The sequence below is a fragment of the Streptomyces sp. LMG1-1-1.1 genome, assembly GCF_040815545.1.
Classification (GTDB): Bacteria; Actinomycetota; Actinomycetes; order Streptomycetales; family Streptomycetaceae; genus Streptomyces.
Genome location: NZ_JBFPNH010000001.1, coordinates 118773 through 135001, shown reverse-complemented (window position 1 = coordinate 135001; position 16229 = coordinate 118773). Strand labels below are relative to the sequence as shown.

16 protein-coding genes are annotated in these 16229 nt (G+C 72.4%); 4 read left to right on the top strand and 12 right to left on the bottom strand.

Annotation, left to right across the window (positions count from 1 at the left end; genetic code table 11):
- The first annotated feature begins 2 nt into the window (after positions 1-2).
- A complete protein-coding gene (locus MRBLMG1_RS00415; protein WP_367819542.1) occupies positions 3-1148 on the top strand; it encodes a GDSL-type esterase/lipase family protein in 1146 nt (381 codons plus the stop codon).
- Between the two features lie 21 nt (positions 1149-1169).
- On the opposite strand, the gene MRBLMG1_RS00410 is transcribed toward MRBLMG1_RS00415, so the two are convergent.
- From MRBLMG1_RS00410 to MRBLMG1_RS00400, 3 genes are all read right to left on the bottom strand, one after another.
- Positions 1170-2978, bottom strand: a complete 1809-nt coding sequence (locus MRBLMG1_RS00410; RefSeq protein WP_367819541.1) for a hypothetical protein — start codon at positions 2976-2978, stop codon at positions 1170-1172.
- A gap of 95 nt (positions 2979-3073) precedes the next feature.
- The gene (locus tag MRBLMG1_RS00405) at positions 3074-4162 is read right to left on the bottom strand and encodes a beta family protein (protein ID WP_367819540.1); all 1089 of its coding nucleotides are present in this window, start codon (positions 4160-4162) and stop codon (positions 3074-3076) included.
- A 213-nt stretch (positions 4163-4375) separates the two neighbouring features.
- Positions 4376-5347 carry a fibronectin type III domain-containing protein gene (locus tag MRBLMG1_RS00400; RefSeq protein WP_367819539.1) on the bottom strand — a complete coding sequence of 324 codons (972 nt, stop codon included), beginning with the start codon at positions 5345-5347 and terminating at the stop codon, positions 4376-4378.
- 131 nt (positions 5348-5478) lie between these two features.
- On the opposite strand from MRBLMG1_RS00400, the gene MRBLMG1_RS00395 reads away from it, so the two are divergent.
- A complete protein-coding gene (locus tag MRBLMG1_RS00395) occupies positions 5479-6108 on the top strand; it encodes a hypothetical protein (protein ID WP_367819538.1) in 630 nt (209 codons plus the stop codon).
- Between the two features lie 46 nt (positions 6109-6154).
- Here the strand turns inward: MRBLMG1_RS00395 and MRBLMG1_RS00390 are convergent, their stop codons facing one another.
- The 9 genes from MRBLMG1_RS00390 to MRBLMG1_RS00350 all read right to left on the bottom strand — a co-directional run bounded on the left by MRBLMG1_RS00390 (position 6155) and on the right by MRBLMG1_RS00350 (position 14240).
- Positions 6155-6832: an aspartate/glutamate racemase family protein gene (locus MRBLMG1_RS00390; RefSeq protein ID WP_367819537.1), complete on the bottom strand. Its 678-nt coding sequence runs from the start codon at positions 6830-6832 to the stop codon at positions 6155-6157.
- 59 nt (positions 6833-6891) lie between these two features.
- A complete protein-coding gene (locus MRBLMG1_RS00385) occupies positions 6892-8340 on the bottom strand; it encodes a nucleobase:cation symporter-2 family protein (RefSeq protein WP_414721449.1) in 1449 nt (482 codons plus the stop codon).
- Positions 8341-8639: 299 nt separating this feature from the next.
- Positions 8640-10028 (bottom strand): 8-oxoguanine deaminase, encoded by a 1389-nt coding sequence (locus tag MRBLMG1_RS00380; RefSeq protein WP_367819536.1) that lies wholly within the window; start codon positions 10026-10028, stop codon positions 8640-8642.
- Between the two features lie 48 nt (positions 10029-10076).
- Positions 10077-11492, bottom strand: coding sequence for a nucleobase:cation symporter-2 family protein (locus MRBLMG1_RS00375; protein ID WP_367819535.1), 1416 nt, complete (start codon positions 11490-11492; stop codon positions 10077-10079).
- Positions 11493-11565: 73 nt separating this feature from the next.
- Positions 11566-12489 carry a factor-independent urate hydroxylase gene (gene pucL / locus MRBLMG1_RS00370; protein WP_367819534.1) on the bottom strand — a complete coding sequence of 308 codons (924 nt, stop codon included), beginning with the start codon at positions 12487-12489 and terminating at the stop codon, positions 11566-11568.
- A gap of 5 nt (positions 12490-12494) precedes the next feature.
- Positions 12495-12884 (bottom strand): hydroxyisourate hydrolase, encoded by a 390-nt coding sequence (uraH, locus tag MRBLMG1_RS00365; protein WP_367819533.1) that lies wholly within the window; start codon positions 12882-12884, stop codon positions 12495-12497.
- Positions 12881-13450, bottom strand: coding sequence for a 2-oxo-4-hydroxy-4-carboxy-5-ureidoimidazoline decarboxylase (gene uraD, locus MRBLMG1_RS00360; RefSeq protein WP_367819532.1), 570 nt, complete (start codon positions 13448-13450; stop codon positions 12881-12883). The genes uraH and uraD overlap by 4 nt, the downstream gene beginning before the upstream one ends.
- A 155-nt stretch (positions 13451-13605) precedes the next feature.
- On the bottom strand, positions 13606-13944 hold the full coding sequence (locus MRBLMG1_RS00355) for a helix-turn-helix domain-containing protein (protein WP_367820272.1): 339 nt from the start codon (positions 13942-13944) through the stop codon (positions 13606-13608).
- Positions 13945-13988: 44 nt separating this feature from the next.
- Positions 13989-14240 (bottom strand): hypothetical protein, encoded by a 252-nt coding sequence (locus tag MRBLMG1_RS00350; RefSeq protein WP_351860476.1) that lies wholly within the window; start codon positions 14238-14240, stop codon positions 13989-13991.
- A 140-nt stretch (positions 14241-14380) separates the two neighbouring features.
- On the opposite strand from MRBLMG1_RS00350, the gene MRBLMG1_RS00345 reads away from it, so the two are divergent.
- Positions 14381-15214, top strand: a complete 834-nt coding sequence (locus tag MRBLMG1_RS00345; RefSeq protein ID WP_367819531.1) for a TIM barrel protein — start codon at positions 14381-14383, stop codon at positions 15212-15214.
- Positions 15215-15259: 45 nt separating this feature from the next.
- On the top strand, positions 15260-16150 hold the full coding sequence (locus MRBLMG1_RS00340; RefSeq protein ID WP_367819530.1) for a 2-hydroxy-3-oxopropionate reductase: 891 nt from the start codon (positions 15260-15262) through the stop codon (positions 16148-16150).
- The last annotated feature ends 79 nt before the right edge of the window (positions 16151-16229 follow it).

Here is a 16229-nt window from a genome sequence, read left to right as displayed (position 1 = left end):
CCATGCCTTCGTCCCCCCACCGTGCGCTGCGCGCACTCCTGGCACTGTGTACCGCCGCCGGGCTCGCCTCCGTCGCCGCCCCGTCCGCTCACGCCGCGCCCGGCACCGGCCCGACCGCCGTCGTCACCATGGGCGACAGCTACATCTCCGGCGAGGCCGGACGATGGCTGGGCAACAGCCTCACGAACTCCGGCAGCCGCAACGGCACCGACCGGGCCTGGACGGGGAGTGGATACGACCCGTCGCGGGTGTACGGCTCCACCGCCGGCGGGTGCCACCGCTCGGACACCGCCGAGGTGAAGAGCGCCGGGGCGCTCGCGACTTCCATGATCAACCTCGCCTGCTCCGGGGCGACCACGAAGAACGTCATCCGCGCCTCCCGCGGCGGCCAGGCCTACAAGGGCGAGGCCCCGCAGGCCGACCAGCTGGCGGCGGTGGCCGCGGCGAACGACGTGGAGCTGATCGCGCTCTCCATCGGCGGCAACGACCTCGGCTTCGCCGACATCATCACCACCTGCGCGACCGACTACATCGTCTGGTACTCGTACTGCCACGACGACCAGCAGGCCGAGGTCGACGCGAGGATCGACGGCGTGATGGCGGACGTCGCCACGTCCGTCGACGAGATCCGGGCGGTCATGTCCGCCGCCGGATACGCCGCCTCGGACTACCGGATCGTCCTCCAGTCGTACCCCTCGCCCATCCCCCGAGCCGCCGACAACCGGTACGGCGAGAGCGGCTGGGCCCGTACCAACACCGGCGGCTGCCCCTTCTGGAACGCCGACTCCGACTGGGCGCGGGACTCCCTGGTCCCCCAGCTCGCCAACCGGCTGAAGGGCGTCGCCACGGCCAAGGGCGTGCAGTTCATGGACCTGCGGGACGCCCTCCAGGGGCGTGAGGTCTGCGCCAAGGCGAGCAAGCAGGTGACGTCGACGGTCCCCGCCTCCGCGACGACGAGCGAGTGGGCGCGCTGGATCGACAGCCAGAGCACCCAGGGGCTCGTCCAGGAGTCTATGCACCCCAACGCCTACGGCCAGCAGGCCCTCGGCCGCTGCCTGGCCCTCGTCCACGCCCGCCCCACCGGCAACCACAGCTGCCGGAACACGGCGGGGTCGGGGGCCTCGGGGATGTACCTCACGACGGGCTGAGGCCCACCCCCTGAAGCGCGTTCAGTTCACGGTGATGCCGAGCGGGCCGAGGACCCGCTCGGCCTCGTGGCGGTCCGCCGCCGCCATCGCCCGGACCAGGGCGGCGGAACCGCCGGGCCAGGCGGCCGCCGCCTCGTCGAAGGCGGTACGTCGGGACTCCAGGGGCCCGTGCTTGCGGGGCAGCGCGTCGAGGACGTGCAGCGCCCGCGCGGACGTCCCCACCTGGATCGCGTCCGCCGGCTCGTCCCGGTCGAGCAGGGCCTGGAGGGCGTACGCGCCGATGACCGGGTCGCGGAGGGCTCCGCGCAGGGCGTCGGCCGGGGCGGCGGCGGTGTCCAGGACGGCGAAGAGGCCCCGTACGGCGGCCGCGTCGGCCGTGCCGGCGTGGACGGTCCCGAGCGCGGCGAGCAGCGAGGACCAGGCCTCGGCGGTGTCCCCGCGCGCGTGGAGCCAGTCGGCGAGCACGCGCGCGGCGACGCACTCGGGCCAGCCCTCGGCGGCGGCGACCAGGTCCGGCGCGCTCCACACGGCGGCCTGGGCCGCGGTGGGCGCGGTGATCCCGCGCACCCGGAGGAGATAGCGCACGACGCCCGCGCCGCGCGGGGTCAGCCCGAAGGCGTCGCCGCGGCGGAACACCAGGCCGGTGGCGGCCAGCCGGTCCACCACCGCGGCCAGGTCCCGGGCGGGCCCTTCGAGGCGGGCCCGGTCGGCCTCGTTCAGGTCCGCCGTGCCGAGGAGCCGGACGAGCTCCGGCAGCGGCGGGGTCGTGTACGCCTCCGGTGCCTCGTCCGGCACCGCCACGGGCAGGTCCTCAAGGGCCGGGTCGACGGCCCAGTCCTCGTACTCGGCGGCCTTGCGCGCGACGGAATCCGCGGAGCAGCCGCGCTGGTAGACCACGTACAGCAGGTGCGGAGCCTCGCCCCCGTAGGGCTCGAACTCCTCCTCGGCGAGCTCCTCGACGGCGGCGATCAGGGCGTCCGCGTCCGCTTCCACGGCTCCGGTTCCCGGCCCGGTCTCGATGGCGGGCGGCGGGGGTACGGGGGTGACGGGGTCCTCGTAGTAGTCCAGGTGCTCGTCGAGGAGCGCGTCGGCGAGGACGAGGTGCGGGAAGGCGTCGGGCCCCGGCGCGAACCGCGCGTACGGCCCGGCGAGCTGCTCGGCAAGACCGGCGGCGGTCCACCGGTCCTGGAGCGCGGCGGCCACCTGCCCGATGCCGGTCGCGACGGCGTGGTCCGTGAGCAGCGGCCCGGCGGCCGGCTGCCCCTCGGCGTCCCGCACGTACGCCCGCGTGAGCGCCTCCGCGAGGAGGACGTCCGCCAGGGCCGTCCGCCCCATGAGGTCGGCCCGGTGCACGCCGTCGGGCAGCGGCGCGCCGTCCAGGGCGGCAAGGCGGCGCCGTACGTCCTCGGGATCGGCGAGGTCCGCGCCGCAGCTGCGCAGCAGCGCGGCGTACCAGCGGTGCCACGTCAGGTTCCCGGGGTCGTTCATGGCCCGTTCGAAGTCGGGCCCCGACTCCGCGACCACCGCGGCGATCCGCTCTCCGCGCCCTCCGTCGAACCGCGCCGCGAGCGCGCCGAGGACGGCCGGGTAGGCCGCCAGTTCGCCGGGCGGCGCGTACACGAACGTCGGCAGGTCCTCCACGAGCAGCTGCCGCACGAGCCCGGGCGTCGGCTCCGGCACCCCCGTGCCGCGGTCGGCGCCTCGGAGGGCGAGAAGCCCCAGCACCGCCTCGGCGGCACGCGTGAACACGGGGTCCCGGCGCTCGGGTGTTCCGTCGAGGAGTTCGAGGAACCTGTCGAGCCCGGTGTTGGTGAGTACGGTCTCGGCCACGCTTCCCAGGGTAGTTCCGGGCCGGTGCATCCGGGCGGCAAGGCGCACGGGGCAGGTGTGTCGGCGCGCGGGTCGGCGTGTGTCGGCGCTCGTGCTCAGTGGTCTCGGCGGAGCTCGCGGGCCACGTGGGTCAGGTGCTGGAGGTGGCCGGCGCAGATCCAGGCGTCCGGGTGGGCGGTGCCGGGCGGGCCGCTGCCGTCCGCGCAGGCCTGGAGCCAGCGGTCCCCGCGGCTGTAGGCCGCGCCTCTGAAGTCGGCGGTGTCGACGATGTCCCGGGCGTGCGCGCGGACCGTGAGGTGGTGGTCGGGACAGTCGGCGCGCACCTCGCCCACGAGGAAGGTGCGGGTGGTCGTGTAGCGCACGGCGCCGCGGAAGGGGTCGTCTCCGGTGTCCGAGACGCGGTCGGCGCTCGCCGGGTCGTGGGCTCCGTAGTCGCCGTACACGGGCTGCGGGCCGAGCCGGCCGGCGGTGTGACGCAGCAGGTCGCGGAGGTCGTGGTCGGCGCGTCCGGTCTCGGTGAGGGCGGCGCCGTACCCCTCGGGGTGGGTCCGGGGGAACGAGCCGGCGAGGAGGACGACGGAGCGCCAGGGGTGGAGGGGCCCGAGGAGGTCCAGGGCGTGGAGCGCCCTGCGGTGGGCGGCGTGGTCGGCGTCGTCGACCGGTCCCAGGTCGAGGAGGAGGTCCAGGGGGCAGCGTGCGAACGCGATCCGGTGCAGGAGTCGGCCGATGTCCTCCGCCCACCGCTCGTCGGAGACGGCCCGGGACGGGCGCACCCGGATGCCGAGGCCGCCGCCGCCCGCAGCGGCTGCTTCGGCGCACGCCACCTGCTGCCACGCGGCGCGCTCGGCGCCGGTCACCGGCCGCAGGGGGGCCGGTCCCGTGGCGAAGGCGCGGGGCCCGCTCTCCACGTGGCGGGTGTCGACCCATGCCGGGCGGTCCCGCTGCACCCGCGCGATCCCGGCCAGGGCGCGGTGCACATGGCTCCCGAGGGCGAGCGCGTCGGGGTCGGCCGGGGGCGGCCACCCCCGGCCCGGGGCCCGTGGGGGTCCGACGCGGGGCGGGACGGTCCAGAGGGGGGTGACGGCCGCGCGGACGTCCGGCGTCAGGGCGCCGTACGCGGCGAGCGCGTTCCGCCGGGCGGGCAGTGCGGGTACGTAGGTCGGCTCGGTCATCGGCTCGGTCATCGGCGCCCCCCAGCAGCCCGTCGTGTCCCCTGGTGGCAGGGTGCGGGGCGGCGGTGGACGGCGAAAGGGTGCGATTTCGGCCAAGGTAAGGGGAGTTGGGTGTCTCGTTCCGTCGCGGCGGTCAGTGGGCGACGACCGTCCTCGGTGCCGAGAAGTCGCCGTCGTGGTCAGCGGACGACGACCGTCCTCGGTGCCGAGAAGTCGCCGTCGTGGTCAGCGGACGACGACCGTCCTCGGTGCCGAGAAGTCGCCCCAGGTGCCGTCCGGCAGTTGGGCGCGGAGGGTGACGGTGTAGCGGGTGCCCGGGGGGTCGGGGACCGGGAAGGTGTAGGTGGCGAGGCCGGGGGGTGGGGTGGTGCCCCAGATGATGGTGGTGGCGAAGCCTCCGTTGAGGTGGAGTTGGTAGTGGGTGACGGGGGCGCCGGTGTGCGGCGGGTTCCAGGTGAGGGTGATCTCGCCCTTGGCTGCGGTCGCGGTGAGGTCCTTGGGGGCGGTGTTCGGGGGCGCGCCGGGGGCCGAGGCGGTGGTGAGGTCGGCGGGGGCGCTGTCGGGGGAGGAGTTCTCGGCGGCGTCGCGGGCCCGGACGGTGAACGCGTAGGCGGTGCCGGGGCGCAGGCCGGTGAGGTGGGCGGAGGTGGCGGTGCCGGGGACGGTGTGGATGCGGGTGTCGGCCTGGTAGACGTCGTACGCGGTGACCCGGGTGTCGTCCCGGGCGGGGGTCCAGCGGAGGGTGGCGGCGCGGCTGCCTTCGGGGGTGGCGCGGAGGGCCGCGGGCGCGCTGGGGGGCGTGCGGTCATCGGCGGCGGCCCGGAGGGTCGTCGCGGTGACGGGGGTACTAGCGGGTGAGACGTTGCCCGCGGCGTCGCGGGCGCGGACGGTGAAGGTGTGGGGGGTGGCGGGGGTGAGGCCGACGACGTCGGTCATGAGGGTGGTCGCGGCGAGGTCCTTGACCTTGCGGCCTTCGCGGTAGACCGCGTAGCCGGTGACGGCGCGGTCGTCGGTGGCCGCGCTCCACATGACGTGGACGGTGCCGGCGCTGCCGGCGGTCGCGGTGACCCCGGCGGGGGCGCTGGGGGCGCGGGTGTCCTTCGCCTCGGATGCGGCGGTGGCGGAGCAGGCGGTGAGGGCGAGCGTCAGGGCGAGCCCCGCGGCAGTCAACAGGCTTGTGGGGAGCGGGCGTTGCACGGGCCGGCCTCCGTCCGTCGAAAAGGTCCAGACCTATATCGCACAGTCGGGCCCACCCGGGCAAGGGGTCGTTGTCAGTGGGGTGCGCTTCACTGGAATCGTCACGCTCCGTAATCACTTCTGGGGGAATCATGACGGACCGTACGACCTATGTGACGTTCGCCGGGGTGCGCCGGCGCGGCTGGACCGACGCGATGGTGCGGGACCTGCTCGGCACGCCCGACGTGCAGGGGCGCGACCCGCGCCGCTGGTCCCTCACGCCCGTCCGGCTCTACCTCCTGGCCCGGGTGGAGACCGTGGAGCGGACCCCCGAGTTCGCCGAGACCTCGGTGCTGTCGCCGGCCCGCTCCGCCGCGGCCGGGGCGTACGCCGAGCGGCGCCGGTCCGCCGTCCTCGCCGCGATCCGCGCGGAACCGATCGAGGTGCCCCGGCTGCCCGGCCCCGAACTGGAGCGGCGCGCCGTCCGCCACCGGCACCTCCTGACGGGGCGGATGACGGGCCGAAGTCCCTCGGCACCGCCGCCGTCCGCGCCTCCGGCCGGGGCTCCGGGCGTCCCGCCCGTCGGCTCGCTGGTGCGGTGGCAGGTGAGCTATCTGCGGCACGCCCTGTCGCGGTACGAGGCGCTGCTCGACGGCCTGTACGGCGCGACCGGCCGTGGCGAGGCCGAGCGGTTGCTGCGCCGACGGCTGTACGAGTCGATCGCCGCCGCCTACCCGGCACTGGCCGCCGAGTGCCGCCGCCGCATCGCGGTGGAGCGGTGAGCGGGCGGCCCGCCGGGCCCGCCCTCGGGGCGCGGCTTCGGGCGGTTCAGGCGGCCGGCAGACGGGTGATCGCGCGGATCGCCGCCGGGATCGGGGCGACGACCGGGATCGCGCAGCGGGCGCGGAGTTCCTCGGCGGCCTCGCCGAGCGGGCCGCCGCCGATGACGACGGCCCGTGCGCCGTCGCGTTCGACGCAGGCGCGGACGGCCCGTTCCAGCCGGTCGAGGAGGAGCGCCGGGTCCGCGGAGAGGCGCTCGGGGGCACCGGCGGTGAGCCGGAGCCCCGTGTACCGGTCCGCGAGGCCGAGGGCCGTGACGCGCGCGGTGATGGCGTCGGCGAGCAGCGGGGTGGTGGTGGCGATGCCGAACGGGGTGCCGCCCGCGGCCGCTTCGGCGAGCGCCGCCTCCCCCAGACCCACCACCGGCAGGCCGGTCGCCGCCCGGAGCTCCTCCAGCCCCGGGTCGCCGAAGGCCGCGACGAGCAGCGCGGCGCAGTCGCCGTCGCCCACGGCGCGCAGGCCCGCGGCGAGCACCTCGGGGGCCGCGGCCCGCAGCGCCTCGGGATCGGTGAGCATGCCGGGGCCGCGGGAGACGGTCACCCCGCGCACGGCGAGGGTGCGGGCGCCTGGGCCGTCGGCGCCCAGGAGGTGGGCGAGGGTGCGTCGGGCGATGGTGGTCATCGTCGCGGTGGTGGCCGTGGAGGTGTTGGGGTTGATCAGCACCACGGCCCCGGGCCCCGCGGCGTGCGCGGGGACCGGGGCGTGCGGTGGGGCGAGGTGCGGGTTCAGTGGGCGTGCGCCGCCTTCGTCGTGTGGCTGCCGGAGATCTCCTCGCCGGGCTCCATCGGGGCGGTGACGTCGTCGTCGTCCTGTCGCCGGCCGAGGTGGTTGAAGACCACGTTGAGCAGGACGGCCGCGACGCAGCCGGTGGAGATGCCGGAGTCAAGGATGATCTGGGCCGTCTCCGGGAAGGCGTGGTAGAAGTCCGGCTTGGTGATCGGGATGATGCCGACGGCCAGCGAGACGGCCACGATCAGGACGTTGTTGTCCTTCTCCAGGCCGGCCTTGACCAGGGTCTGGATGCCGCTGGCGGCGACCGAGCCGAAGAGGACGACGCCCGCGCCGCCGAGGACGGGCCGGGGCACGACCGAGATCAGCGAGGCGGCGACCGGGGAGAGGCCCATCAGGACCAGGAAGCCGCCGCCGCAGGCGACGACGAAGCGGCTGCGGATCCGGGTCATGGCGACCAGGCCGATGTTCTGGGCGAAGGCGCTGCACATGAAGCCGTTGAACAGCGGGCTGATCGCGGAGCCGAGGGTGTCGGCGCGCAGTCCGGCCGCGATGGTCTTCTCGTCGGCGGGCCGGTCGACGATCTCGCCGAGCGCCAGCATGTCGGCGGTCGACTCGGTCATGGAGACCAGCATGACCACGCACATGGAGATGATCGCGGCGAGCGCGAACTGCGGGGCGCCGAAGTGGAAGGGGGACGGGAAGCCGACGATGTCGGCCTCGGTGACCGGGGAGAAGTCGGTGACGCCGAAGGGTATGGCGATCAGGGTGCCGATTGCGAGGCCGACCAGGACGGCGATCTGCTTGACGAAGCCGCGGGTGAAGCGGCGAAGCAGCAGGACGACGACGAGCGTGATGCCGGCGAGCGAGAGGAAGGTCGTCGAACCGTAGTCCTCGGCCTTGGGATTGGGCCCCTGGGCCCAGCCGAACGCGACGGGGAGGAGGGAGACGCCTATGAGGGTGATCACGGTGCCGGTGACGACCGGCGGGAAGAACCGCACGAGCCGGGAGAACCACGGTGCGGCGAGGAAGCCGAGGAGTCCGGCGACGATGATCGCGCCGAAGATGACGGGGAGCGCGTCGGCCTTGTCGTCGGTCGTGTCGACGATCGCGAGCATCGGTGCGACGCCGGCGAAGGTGACGCCGTTGACGAACGGCAGCTTGGCGCCGATCTTCCAGACGCCGAGCGTCTGCAGGAAGGTGGCGAGGCCGGCGGTGAAGAGGCTGGCTCCGGTGAGGAAGGTGAGTTCGGTGCCGGAGAGGCCGACGGCCGCTCCGACGATCAGCGGCGGGGCGACGACGCCCGCGTACATGGCGGCGACGTGCTGAAGGCCGCTGGTGAGCATCTTGAGTGGGGGCAGCGTCTCGTCGACCGGATGCTTCTCGCGGTCTTCGGGGGCGGGGCCTGCGTCTGGTGCATTGCGAACCTGGGGCTTGGCGGCCACGGCGGTTCCTCCGGTCGGTTACACGTCGGCGTGACGCGGGGTTCAGGGAGGTGGTGCGATGCGGTGCGGGGTGCAGGAGGTGCGGCTCGTTGCGGGGAGGTGCGGGTGGGGCGGGTGCGCCGCGGAGGGGGTGCGGCAGGAGGACGGGGCCCGGTGGGGGTGCGGGCGTGCTTCACCGTCCCGGGGGTGCCGTACGTCTTCTGCGTACGGCACCGCCCGGTCCGGCTGCCGCGGACCCCGCTCGGGTCCGCGGCGACCGACCGAGGGCCGTCCCCCTCGGTCGGACTCCGTGGGGAGGATCAGCCCTGGGCCGTGATGCGGGCCAGGCGCTGTGCCTCCGCGCGCGCGTCGCGCGCGATCTGCTCCTCGTCGGCGAACAGCAGTCGGTTGTTCTCGACGATCTGCCGGCCGTTGACGAAGGAGGCGGTGACCGGGGCCGCGGCGCCGAAGACGACGGCGGTGACCGGGTCGGCGATCGAGGAGTGGCCGAGGCCGTCGATCTTCCAGAGGACGAAGTCGGCGAGCTTGCCCGCTTCGAGGGAGCCGATGTTGTCGGCGCGGCCGAGGACCTGCGCGCCGCCGTAGGTGCCGAGGCGCAGGGCCTGGCGGGCGTTGAGCGCGGCCTCGCGGTGGGCGCCGAGACGGTTGATGAGGAGTGCGTTGCGCAGCTCGGTGTGGAGCTCGCCGGACTCGTTGGAGGCGGTGCCGTCGACGCCGAGGCCGACCGGGACGCCCGCCTTGAGCATGTCCGGTACGCGGGCGATGCCGGCGGCGAGGCGCGCGTTCGAGGAGGGGCAGTGCGCCACGCCGGTGCCGGTGCGGGCGAAGGCGGCGATGTCGGAGTCGTTCATGTGGACGCAGTGCGCCATCCACACGTCCTCGCCGAGGAAGCCGGTGGACTCGAAGTAGTCCGTCGGGCCCATGCCGAAGAGCTCGTGGCAGAACTTCTCCTCCTCCACGGTCTCCGAGCCGTGGGTGTGCATCCGTACGCCGAGCCGGCGGGCCAGCTCGGCACCCTGCTTGAGCAGCTGGGTCGAGATGGAGAACGGGGAGCAGGGGGCGACGGCGACCTGGGTCATCGCGTCGAAGGAGGCGTCGTGGAACTTCTTCACCGTCTCCTCGGTCGCGGCGAGCGCGCCCTCGGTGGTCTCGACCGCGAAGTCCGGCGGCAGGAAGCCGTCCTTCTCGCTCATGTCCATCGAGCCGCGGGCGAGGGTGAAGCGGACGCCCATGTCGGAGGCGGCGCCGATGATGGCACCGGACAGGTCGCCGGAGTTCTTCGGGTAGACGTAGTGGTGGTCCATGGCCGTGGTGACGCCGCCACGGGCCATCATCGCCAGGGAGCCCTGCGCCGCGACGCGGACCATCGACTCGTCGATCCGCGACCACGTCGGGTAGAGCGCGACCAGCCAGTTGAAGAGGTTGTGGTCGGTGGCCAGGCCCCGGGTGATCCACTGGTAGAAGTGATGGTGGGTGTTGACCAGGCCGGGCGTCACCAGGTGGCCGGTGGCGTCGATCCGTCGGACCACGTTCTCCAGGCCCTCGGGCGCCTTGCCGGCACCGATGGACTCGATCTTGTTGTCGGCCACGACGAGGTAGCCGGAGGCGTACTCGGTGTCGTTCGCGTCGACGGTCGCGATCGCCGCGTGCTCGATGACGATGCGCTGGGCTGCCGAAGGTGCTGCCATGGCGGTGGTTCCTTCATTCCTCTGTGGTGGTGTGGGCACGGCAGGACCCTAGGAGGATTTGAGTGCCGGAGCGGTGTGACGGCTCCGGGTGCCGAGATGGTGGAAGAACAGGTTGAGCAGGACGGCGACGAGCGCGCCCGCGCTGATGCCGGAGCCGAGCACGGTCTGCGCCCAGGCCGGGAAGCCGGCGTAGAAGGTGGGAGCGGCGAGCGGGATGATGCCCGCTCCGAGCGCGACGGCCACCAGGATGATGTTGGAGCTGTCGTCGAGTCCGGCTTCCGACAGGGTGCGGATGCCGCTGACCGCGATCGAGCCGAAGAGGACGATGCCGGCGCCGCCGAGGACGGGCATCGGGACCGTCGAGACGACCGCGCCGAGGACCGGGAAGGCTCCGAGGACGATCAGGGCGCCGCCGGCGACGGCGACGACGTACCGGGAGCGGACCCGGGTCAGCGAGACGACGCCGACGTTCTGGGCGAAGGCCGAGGTCGGGAAGCCGCCGAAGACGGGGCCGAGCAGGGTGGCGATGCCGTCGGTGCGCAGGCCGCGGGTGATGGTCCGCCCGTCGCTGCGGCGCTCGCAGATCTCGCCGAGGGCGAGCATGCCGGCGCTGGACTCGGTCATGAGGACCAGCATCACGATGCAGAGCGACAGGATCGCGGCGGGCTGGAACTCGGGTGCGCCGAAGGCGAAGGGCGCGGGCAGGGCCGCGACGGGTGCCTCGCGCAGGGCGCCGAAGTCCGCCATGCCGAAGGGGATCGCGGCGAGGGTGCCGATGAGCAGGCCGAGGAGCAGGGCGATCTGCTTGACGAAGCCCTTGCCGAAGCGCTGGAAGAGCAGGATGACGACGAGGGTGAAGCCGGCGAGGGCCAGGTGCTTCATGGCGCCGAAGTCGGCGGCGGTCTTGTCGCCGCCCTGGGCCCAGCCGACGGGCACGGGCATCAGGGTGACCCCGATGAGGGTGATGACGACGCCGGTGACGAGCGGCGGGAAGAAGCGCAGGAGCTTGCCGAAGAAGGGTCCGACGGCGATGCAGAAGACTCCGGCGACCATCACCGCGCCGTAGATGGCGGGGAGTTGGTGTCCGGGGGCGCTGGTCTCGGCGATGGCGAGCATCGGCGCGATTCCGGCGGAGGAGGCGGCGTTGACGAACGGGAGCCGGTTGCCGGCGAAACGTCCGATGCCGAGGGTCTGCAGGATGGTGGCACAGCCGGCGATGAGGAGGCTTGCCGCGATGAGCCGGGTCATTCCGGCGGCGTCCAGGCCGACCGCCTGGCCGATGATCAGCGGAGGGGTGACGACGCCCGCGTACATGGCGGCGATGTGCTGGAGTGCCGCGGGGAGGAGCCGCGAGGCGGGGAGCTTCTCGTCCACCGGGTGGCACTCGACCGCGGCCGGGGTGGTGGACTGCGTGGTGGAACACGGGCCTTCGGCGGTTGCCGGCCCCTTTGCAGGCTGTGCCATGGTTGTTCCCTCCGGTCCGGTGCACCGGCCCCGCCCGACTGCGGGCGGGCGGGGCCGGTCACGCGGATGCCGCTTAGAGGTTGGTCATGTCGACCGGGATCAGCGCCGTGGCTCCGTCGCGGAGGACGGTGGCCTCGATGAGGCCGTACATGCGGTCGGCGGCGTAGTAGACCTCGTTGTCGTTCTTCAGACCGAAGGGCTCGAGGTCGACCAGGAAGTGGTGCTTGTTCGGGAGCGAGAAGCGGACTTCGTCGATCTCCGAGCGGTGGTTGATGATGCGCGTGGCCATCTGGTACAGCGTCTGCTGGAGGGAGTACGAGTACGTCTCCGAGAAGGCCTCGAGCATGTGCTTCCTGGTCTGCTCGTAGGACCGCTCCCAGTTGGGCATGCGCTGCTCGTCGTCGGTCCAGTTGAACCGCCAGCGGGCGGACACCTGCGTGGCCAGGATGCGGTCGTACGCCTCCTGGAGCGTCGTGTACCGGTCCTTGATGTAGCCCCAGAACTCCGAGTTGGTGGAGTTCATGACGACGAGGTCCTTGAGGCCGGAGATGACCTCCCACTTCTCGCCGTCGTAGGTGATCTGGGTGACGCGGGTCTCCTGGCCCTTGCGGGCGAAGGAGTGGTTGACCTCGTCGGAGCCGATGAACTTGGAGTTGGCGTCCGAGGAGGCGATGCGCTCCCAGGAGTACTCCTCGATCCGGATGCGCGCCTTCTTGATCGGCTCCTGGCTCGTCACGAAGTGGCGGGCGAGGTGGATGCCGAACTGCTCGGCGGACTCGATGCCGTACTCCTTGGCGAACGCGAAGACGGTGTTCTTCGTCGTGTCGGTGGGGAGGCAGTGGGCGTTGGAGCCGGTGAGGTGGACGTCGTCGAGGTCGCCGGAGAGGGCGACGGAGACGTTCAGGTCCTTGATGTGGTGGGTGGCGCCGTCCCGCGTGATCTTGACGACGCGGTTCTCTGCTTTGCCGTACTGGTTCTGGCCGAGAATCGTGGGCATGTCTGCTAGCTCCCTCGGTAAACGGAGTAGCCGAACGGGTTGAGCAGCAGCGGTACGTGATAGTGCTCGCCCGGCTTGACGGCGAACGTGATCGCCACCTCCGGGAAGAACGCACCGCTGTCCCTTACGCGGGGGGCGTCCTGCTGCGCCTCGGCTTGCTTCTTGGCGAAGTACGTCTCGGTCTCGAAGTCGAGACGTACGTGGGTGGTTTCTTCCGGCAGCGCCGGCAGGTCCTTGCAGCGCCCGTCCGCGTCGGTGGCGGAGCCGCCGAGCGCGACCCATTCCGCGTCGGAGCCGCTGCGGGCCGCGAGCGTGATGGCCACGCCCTCGGCCGGGCGGCCGACGCTGGTGTCCAGGATGTGTGTGGACACCGAGGCGGTGGTGTCGGTGCTCATGCGGAGCTCTCTTCCTCGGAGGTCTCGGAGGTCTCGGGGTCCTCGGGGGTCTCGGGGTCCTCGGAGGCCTCCACGAGACGGGTCAGCCGGATGCGGTTGATCTTGCCCAGTTCGGTGCGGACGATCTCCCGCTCCTCCTCGGGCGAGTTCCCGATCCGCTCGCGGACCGCGTCGCGCATCTGCTCGCCGGTCCTGCCGGTGGCGCAGATGAGGAAGACGTGACCGAACTTGTCCTGGTAGGCCAGGTTGAGTTCGAGCATCTCGGCCTTGAGTGCCGCGGAGGCGCCGGCCATCCCGCTCTGCTCGCGGGAGGAGGTCGGGTCCCCTGCCTTCGGACGACCGATCGGCGGGTGGCCCGCCATCGCGTCGGCCAGGTCCTCGGCGGTCAGCTCGGCCATGGCGGCGTCGCTGGCGAGGAAGAGGGCTTCGGCGGTGGTGTACGGGCGCTGGGCGAGCAGCTTGCTCCCCCACGCCGAACTGGAGCACACCTCGTGGAGCGCGGCGACGGCGTCGCTGTCCGCCGAGGTGTTGAACCGGGTGAGGCCCGGTGTCGTTCCTGAAGTCACGGGAAGCCTCCGTGGCTGTTTTTCGCTGTGCGTCGGACGGGCTGCGGATAGCTAACGCCCTCCGCAACACAACGTCAACACTTTGTTGAAAACTCGGCCATACAAAAGCCGTCGTCCCGACATCCGGACGACGGCTCGTGGCCACACATGATCAACTACTCGCCCTTGGCGGCCTTTTCCCTGTTCAGGGCGGTCTCCCTGTTCAGGTAGTTGTACACGGTGAACCGGCTGACACCGAGTGCCCCGGCCACCGTCTCCACTCCATGGCGTACGGAGAAGGCGCCGCGCGCCTCCAGGAGGCGGACGACCTCCTGCTTGGCCTTGCGGTCGAGTTCGGCCAGCGGCATCCCGTGCCGCCGCTCCATCGCCGCCAGGATGTGGTCGAGGGAGTCGGACAGCTGCGGGAGCCGTACGGCGAGGACGTCCTCGCCCTCCCAGGACAGGACGACGTCGTCCGGCTCCGCCTGCGCGGGCACCAGCAGTTCGGCGCCCATGGCGTCCACCAGGGGCTTCACGGCCGCCACCAAGGGGTGCTCGGTCACTTCTCCCCCTCACCGATCACGTTGACCTGGAGCGAGACGCGGGTGGCGCCGGCCGCGAGCGACTTGCGCAGCAGCGCGTCGACCGCGGTGAGCACGGCGTCGGCACCGCCTTCCGCCGTGTTGCCGAAGGGGCCGACGTCGACCGCGTCCAGTTCGGCCGACTGGATGACCTCACGGGCCACGACCGCGTGCGCCGGCGCCTCGTCGAGGTCGAACGGCTCGGTCGTGAACTCCACTCTCAAACGCACCATGGCCCCAAACTACGGCCCCGATCCGGCCGACGGGAGCCCCGGACCTGCGGGGACCTCTTGACAAGTGGGGCAACCCCCTTGCAACATTCCGTCAGACAGAAACTTACTTCCGCGATACGGAAGGAGCGCCGCCCCTCATGGGATTCACGGACCAGCGCTTCGATGTGAACCTGTCGATCCTCTTCACGGAACTCCCGCTCCTGGAGCGCCCCGCGGCCGCCGCCGCGGCGGGCTTCACCGCGGTCGAGCTGTGGTGGCCCTGGATCGACACCGCCACCCCCGAGCAGAGTGAGCTCGACGCCCTCAAGAAGGCTCTTGAGGACGCCGGCACCCAGCTGGTGGGCCTGAACTTCTACGCCGGGCAGCTCCCCGGCCCGGACCGCGGAGCCCTCTCCGTGCCCGGGGAAGAGTCGGACCGCTTCCGCGCCAACATCGAGGTGGCCGCCGACTTCGCCGCCTCGGTCGGCTGCAAGGCGCTCAACGCGCTCTACGGCAACCGCGTCGAGGGCGTCGACCCGCAGATCCAGGACACCCTCGCCCTGGAGAACCTGGTCCTGGCCGCCCGCGCGGCCGACCGGATCGGCGCGGTCCTCCTCGTCGAGACCCTCAACAAGCCGGAGTCGCCGCTCTACCCGCTGGTGAGCGCCCCCTCCGCCATCGAGGTGATCGACAAGGTCAACGCGGCCACCGGCCTCGGCAACGCCAAGTTCCTCCTCGACGTGTACCACCTGTCGATGAACGGCGAGGACGTCGCCCAGGTCATCGCGGAGTACGCCGCCAAGACCGGCCACGTCCAGATCGCGGACAACCCGGGCCGCGGCGCGCCGGGCACCGGCGACCTGCCGCTCGAACAGCTCCTCGACGAGCTGAAGAAGGCCGGCTACGACGGCTGGGTCGGCCTGGAGTACAAGGCCGCCGACGCCGCCGCGTCCTTCGAGTGGCTCCCGGCCGAGGCCCGCCCGGCCCGCTGACCAGCGACTTCTCCCGTACCACCTGTTTCGAGAGGCACCCTCACCATGAGCAATCTCCCCAAGATCGCCTGGGTCGGTCTCGGCATCATGGGCTCCCCCATGTCCGAGAACCTGCTGAAGGCCGGTTACTCGGTCACCGGCTTCACCCTGGAGCAGGACAAGCTCGACCGCCTGGCCAAGGCCGGCGGCACCGCCGCCGCGTCGATCGCCGAGGCCGTCAAGGACGCCGACGTCATCATCACGATGGTGCCCGCGTCCCCGCACGTCGAGGCCATCTCCTACGGCCCCGAGGGCATCCTGGAGAACGCGAGGCAGGGCGCGCTGATCGTCGACATGTCGTCGATCACCCCGCAGACCTCGGTCGACCTCGCGAAGAACGCCGCCGAGAAGGGCATCCGCGTCATCGACGCCCCGGTGTCCGGCGGCGAGGCCGGCGCGATCGAGGCCGTGCTCTCGATCATGGTCGGTGGCGAGCAGGCCGACTTCGACGAGGCCCTCCCGATCCTGGAGGCCCTCGGCAAGACCATCGTGCTCTGCGGCCCGCACGGCTCCGGCCAGACGGTGAAGGCCGCCAACCAGCTGATCGTCGCGGTCAACATCCAGGCCTGCGCCGAGGCCGTCGTCTTCCTCGAGAAGTCCGGCGTGAACCTCCAGGCCGCCCTGGACGTCCTCAACGGCGGTCTGGCCGGCTCGACCGTGCTGACCCGCAAGAAGGACAACTTCCTGAACCGGGACTTCAAGCCCGGCTTCCGGATCGACCTGCACCACAAGGACATGGGCATCGTCACCGACGCCGCCCGCAACGTCGGTGCGGCCCTCCCGGTCGGCGCCGTCGTCGCCCAGCTCGTCGCCTCCCTGCGTGCGCAGGGTGACGGCGGCCTGGACCACTCGGCCCTGCTGCGCGCCGTCGAGCGCCTCTCCGGCCAGCAGGTCTGACCCACCCGCCCCCTCCCCGGGGCCCCTGAATTCCGGTCGGCGGCGGCGCTGACACCTGTCCTGTCGCGCCCAAGGCGTC

What these genes read in the sequence shown, in the direction of transcription:
- uraH (WP_367819533.1), bottom strand. Translation starts at nt 12,884, where the DNA reads ATGAGCACCGACACCACCGCCTCGGTGTCCACACACATCCTGGACACC.
- MRBLMG1_RS00405 (WP_367819540.1), bottom strand. Translation starts at nt 4,162, where the DNA reads ATGACCGAGCCGATGACCGAGCCGACCTACGTACCCGCACTGCCCGCC.
- MRBLMG1_RS00415 (WP_367819542.1), top strand. Translation starts at nt 3, where the DNA reads ATGCCTTCGTCCCCCCACCGTGCGCTGCGCGCACTCCTGGCACTGTGT.
- MRBLMG1_RS00355 (WP_367820272.1), bottom strand. Translation starts at nt 13,944, where the DNA reads ATGGGCGCCGAACTGCTGGTGCCCGCGCAGGCGGAGCCGGACGACGTC.
- MRBLMG1_RS00380 (WP_367819536.1), bottom strand. Translation starts at nt 10,028, where the DNA reads ATGGCAGCACCTTCGGCAGCCCAGCGCATCGTCATCGAGCACGCGGCG.
- MRBLMG1_RS00395 (WP_367819538.1), top strand. Translation starts at nt 5,479, where the DNA reads ATGACGGACCGTACGACCTATGTGACGTTCGCCGGGGTGCGCCGGCGC.
- pucL (WP_367819534.1), bottom strand. Translation starts at nt 12,489, where the DNA reads ATGCCCACGATTCTCGGCCAGAACCAGTACGGCAAAGCAGAGAACCGC.
- MRBLMG1_RS00345 (WP_367819531.1), top strand. Translation starts at nt 14,381, where the DNA reads ATGGGATTCACGGACCAGCGCTTCGATGTGAACCTGTCGATCCTCTTC.
- MRBLMG1_RS00375 (WP_367819535.1), bottom strand. Translation starts at nt 11,492, where the DNA reads ATGGCACAGCCTGCAAAGGGGCCGGCAACCGCCGAAGGCCCGTGTTCC.
- MRBLMG1_RS00340 (WP_367819530.1), top strand. Translation starts at nt 15,260, where the DNA reads ATGAGCAATCTCCCCAAGATCGCCTGGGTCGGTCTCGGCATCATGGGC.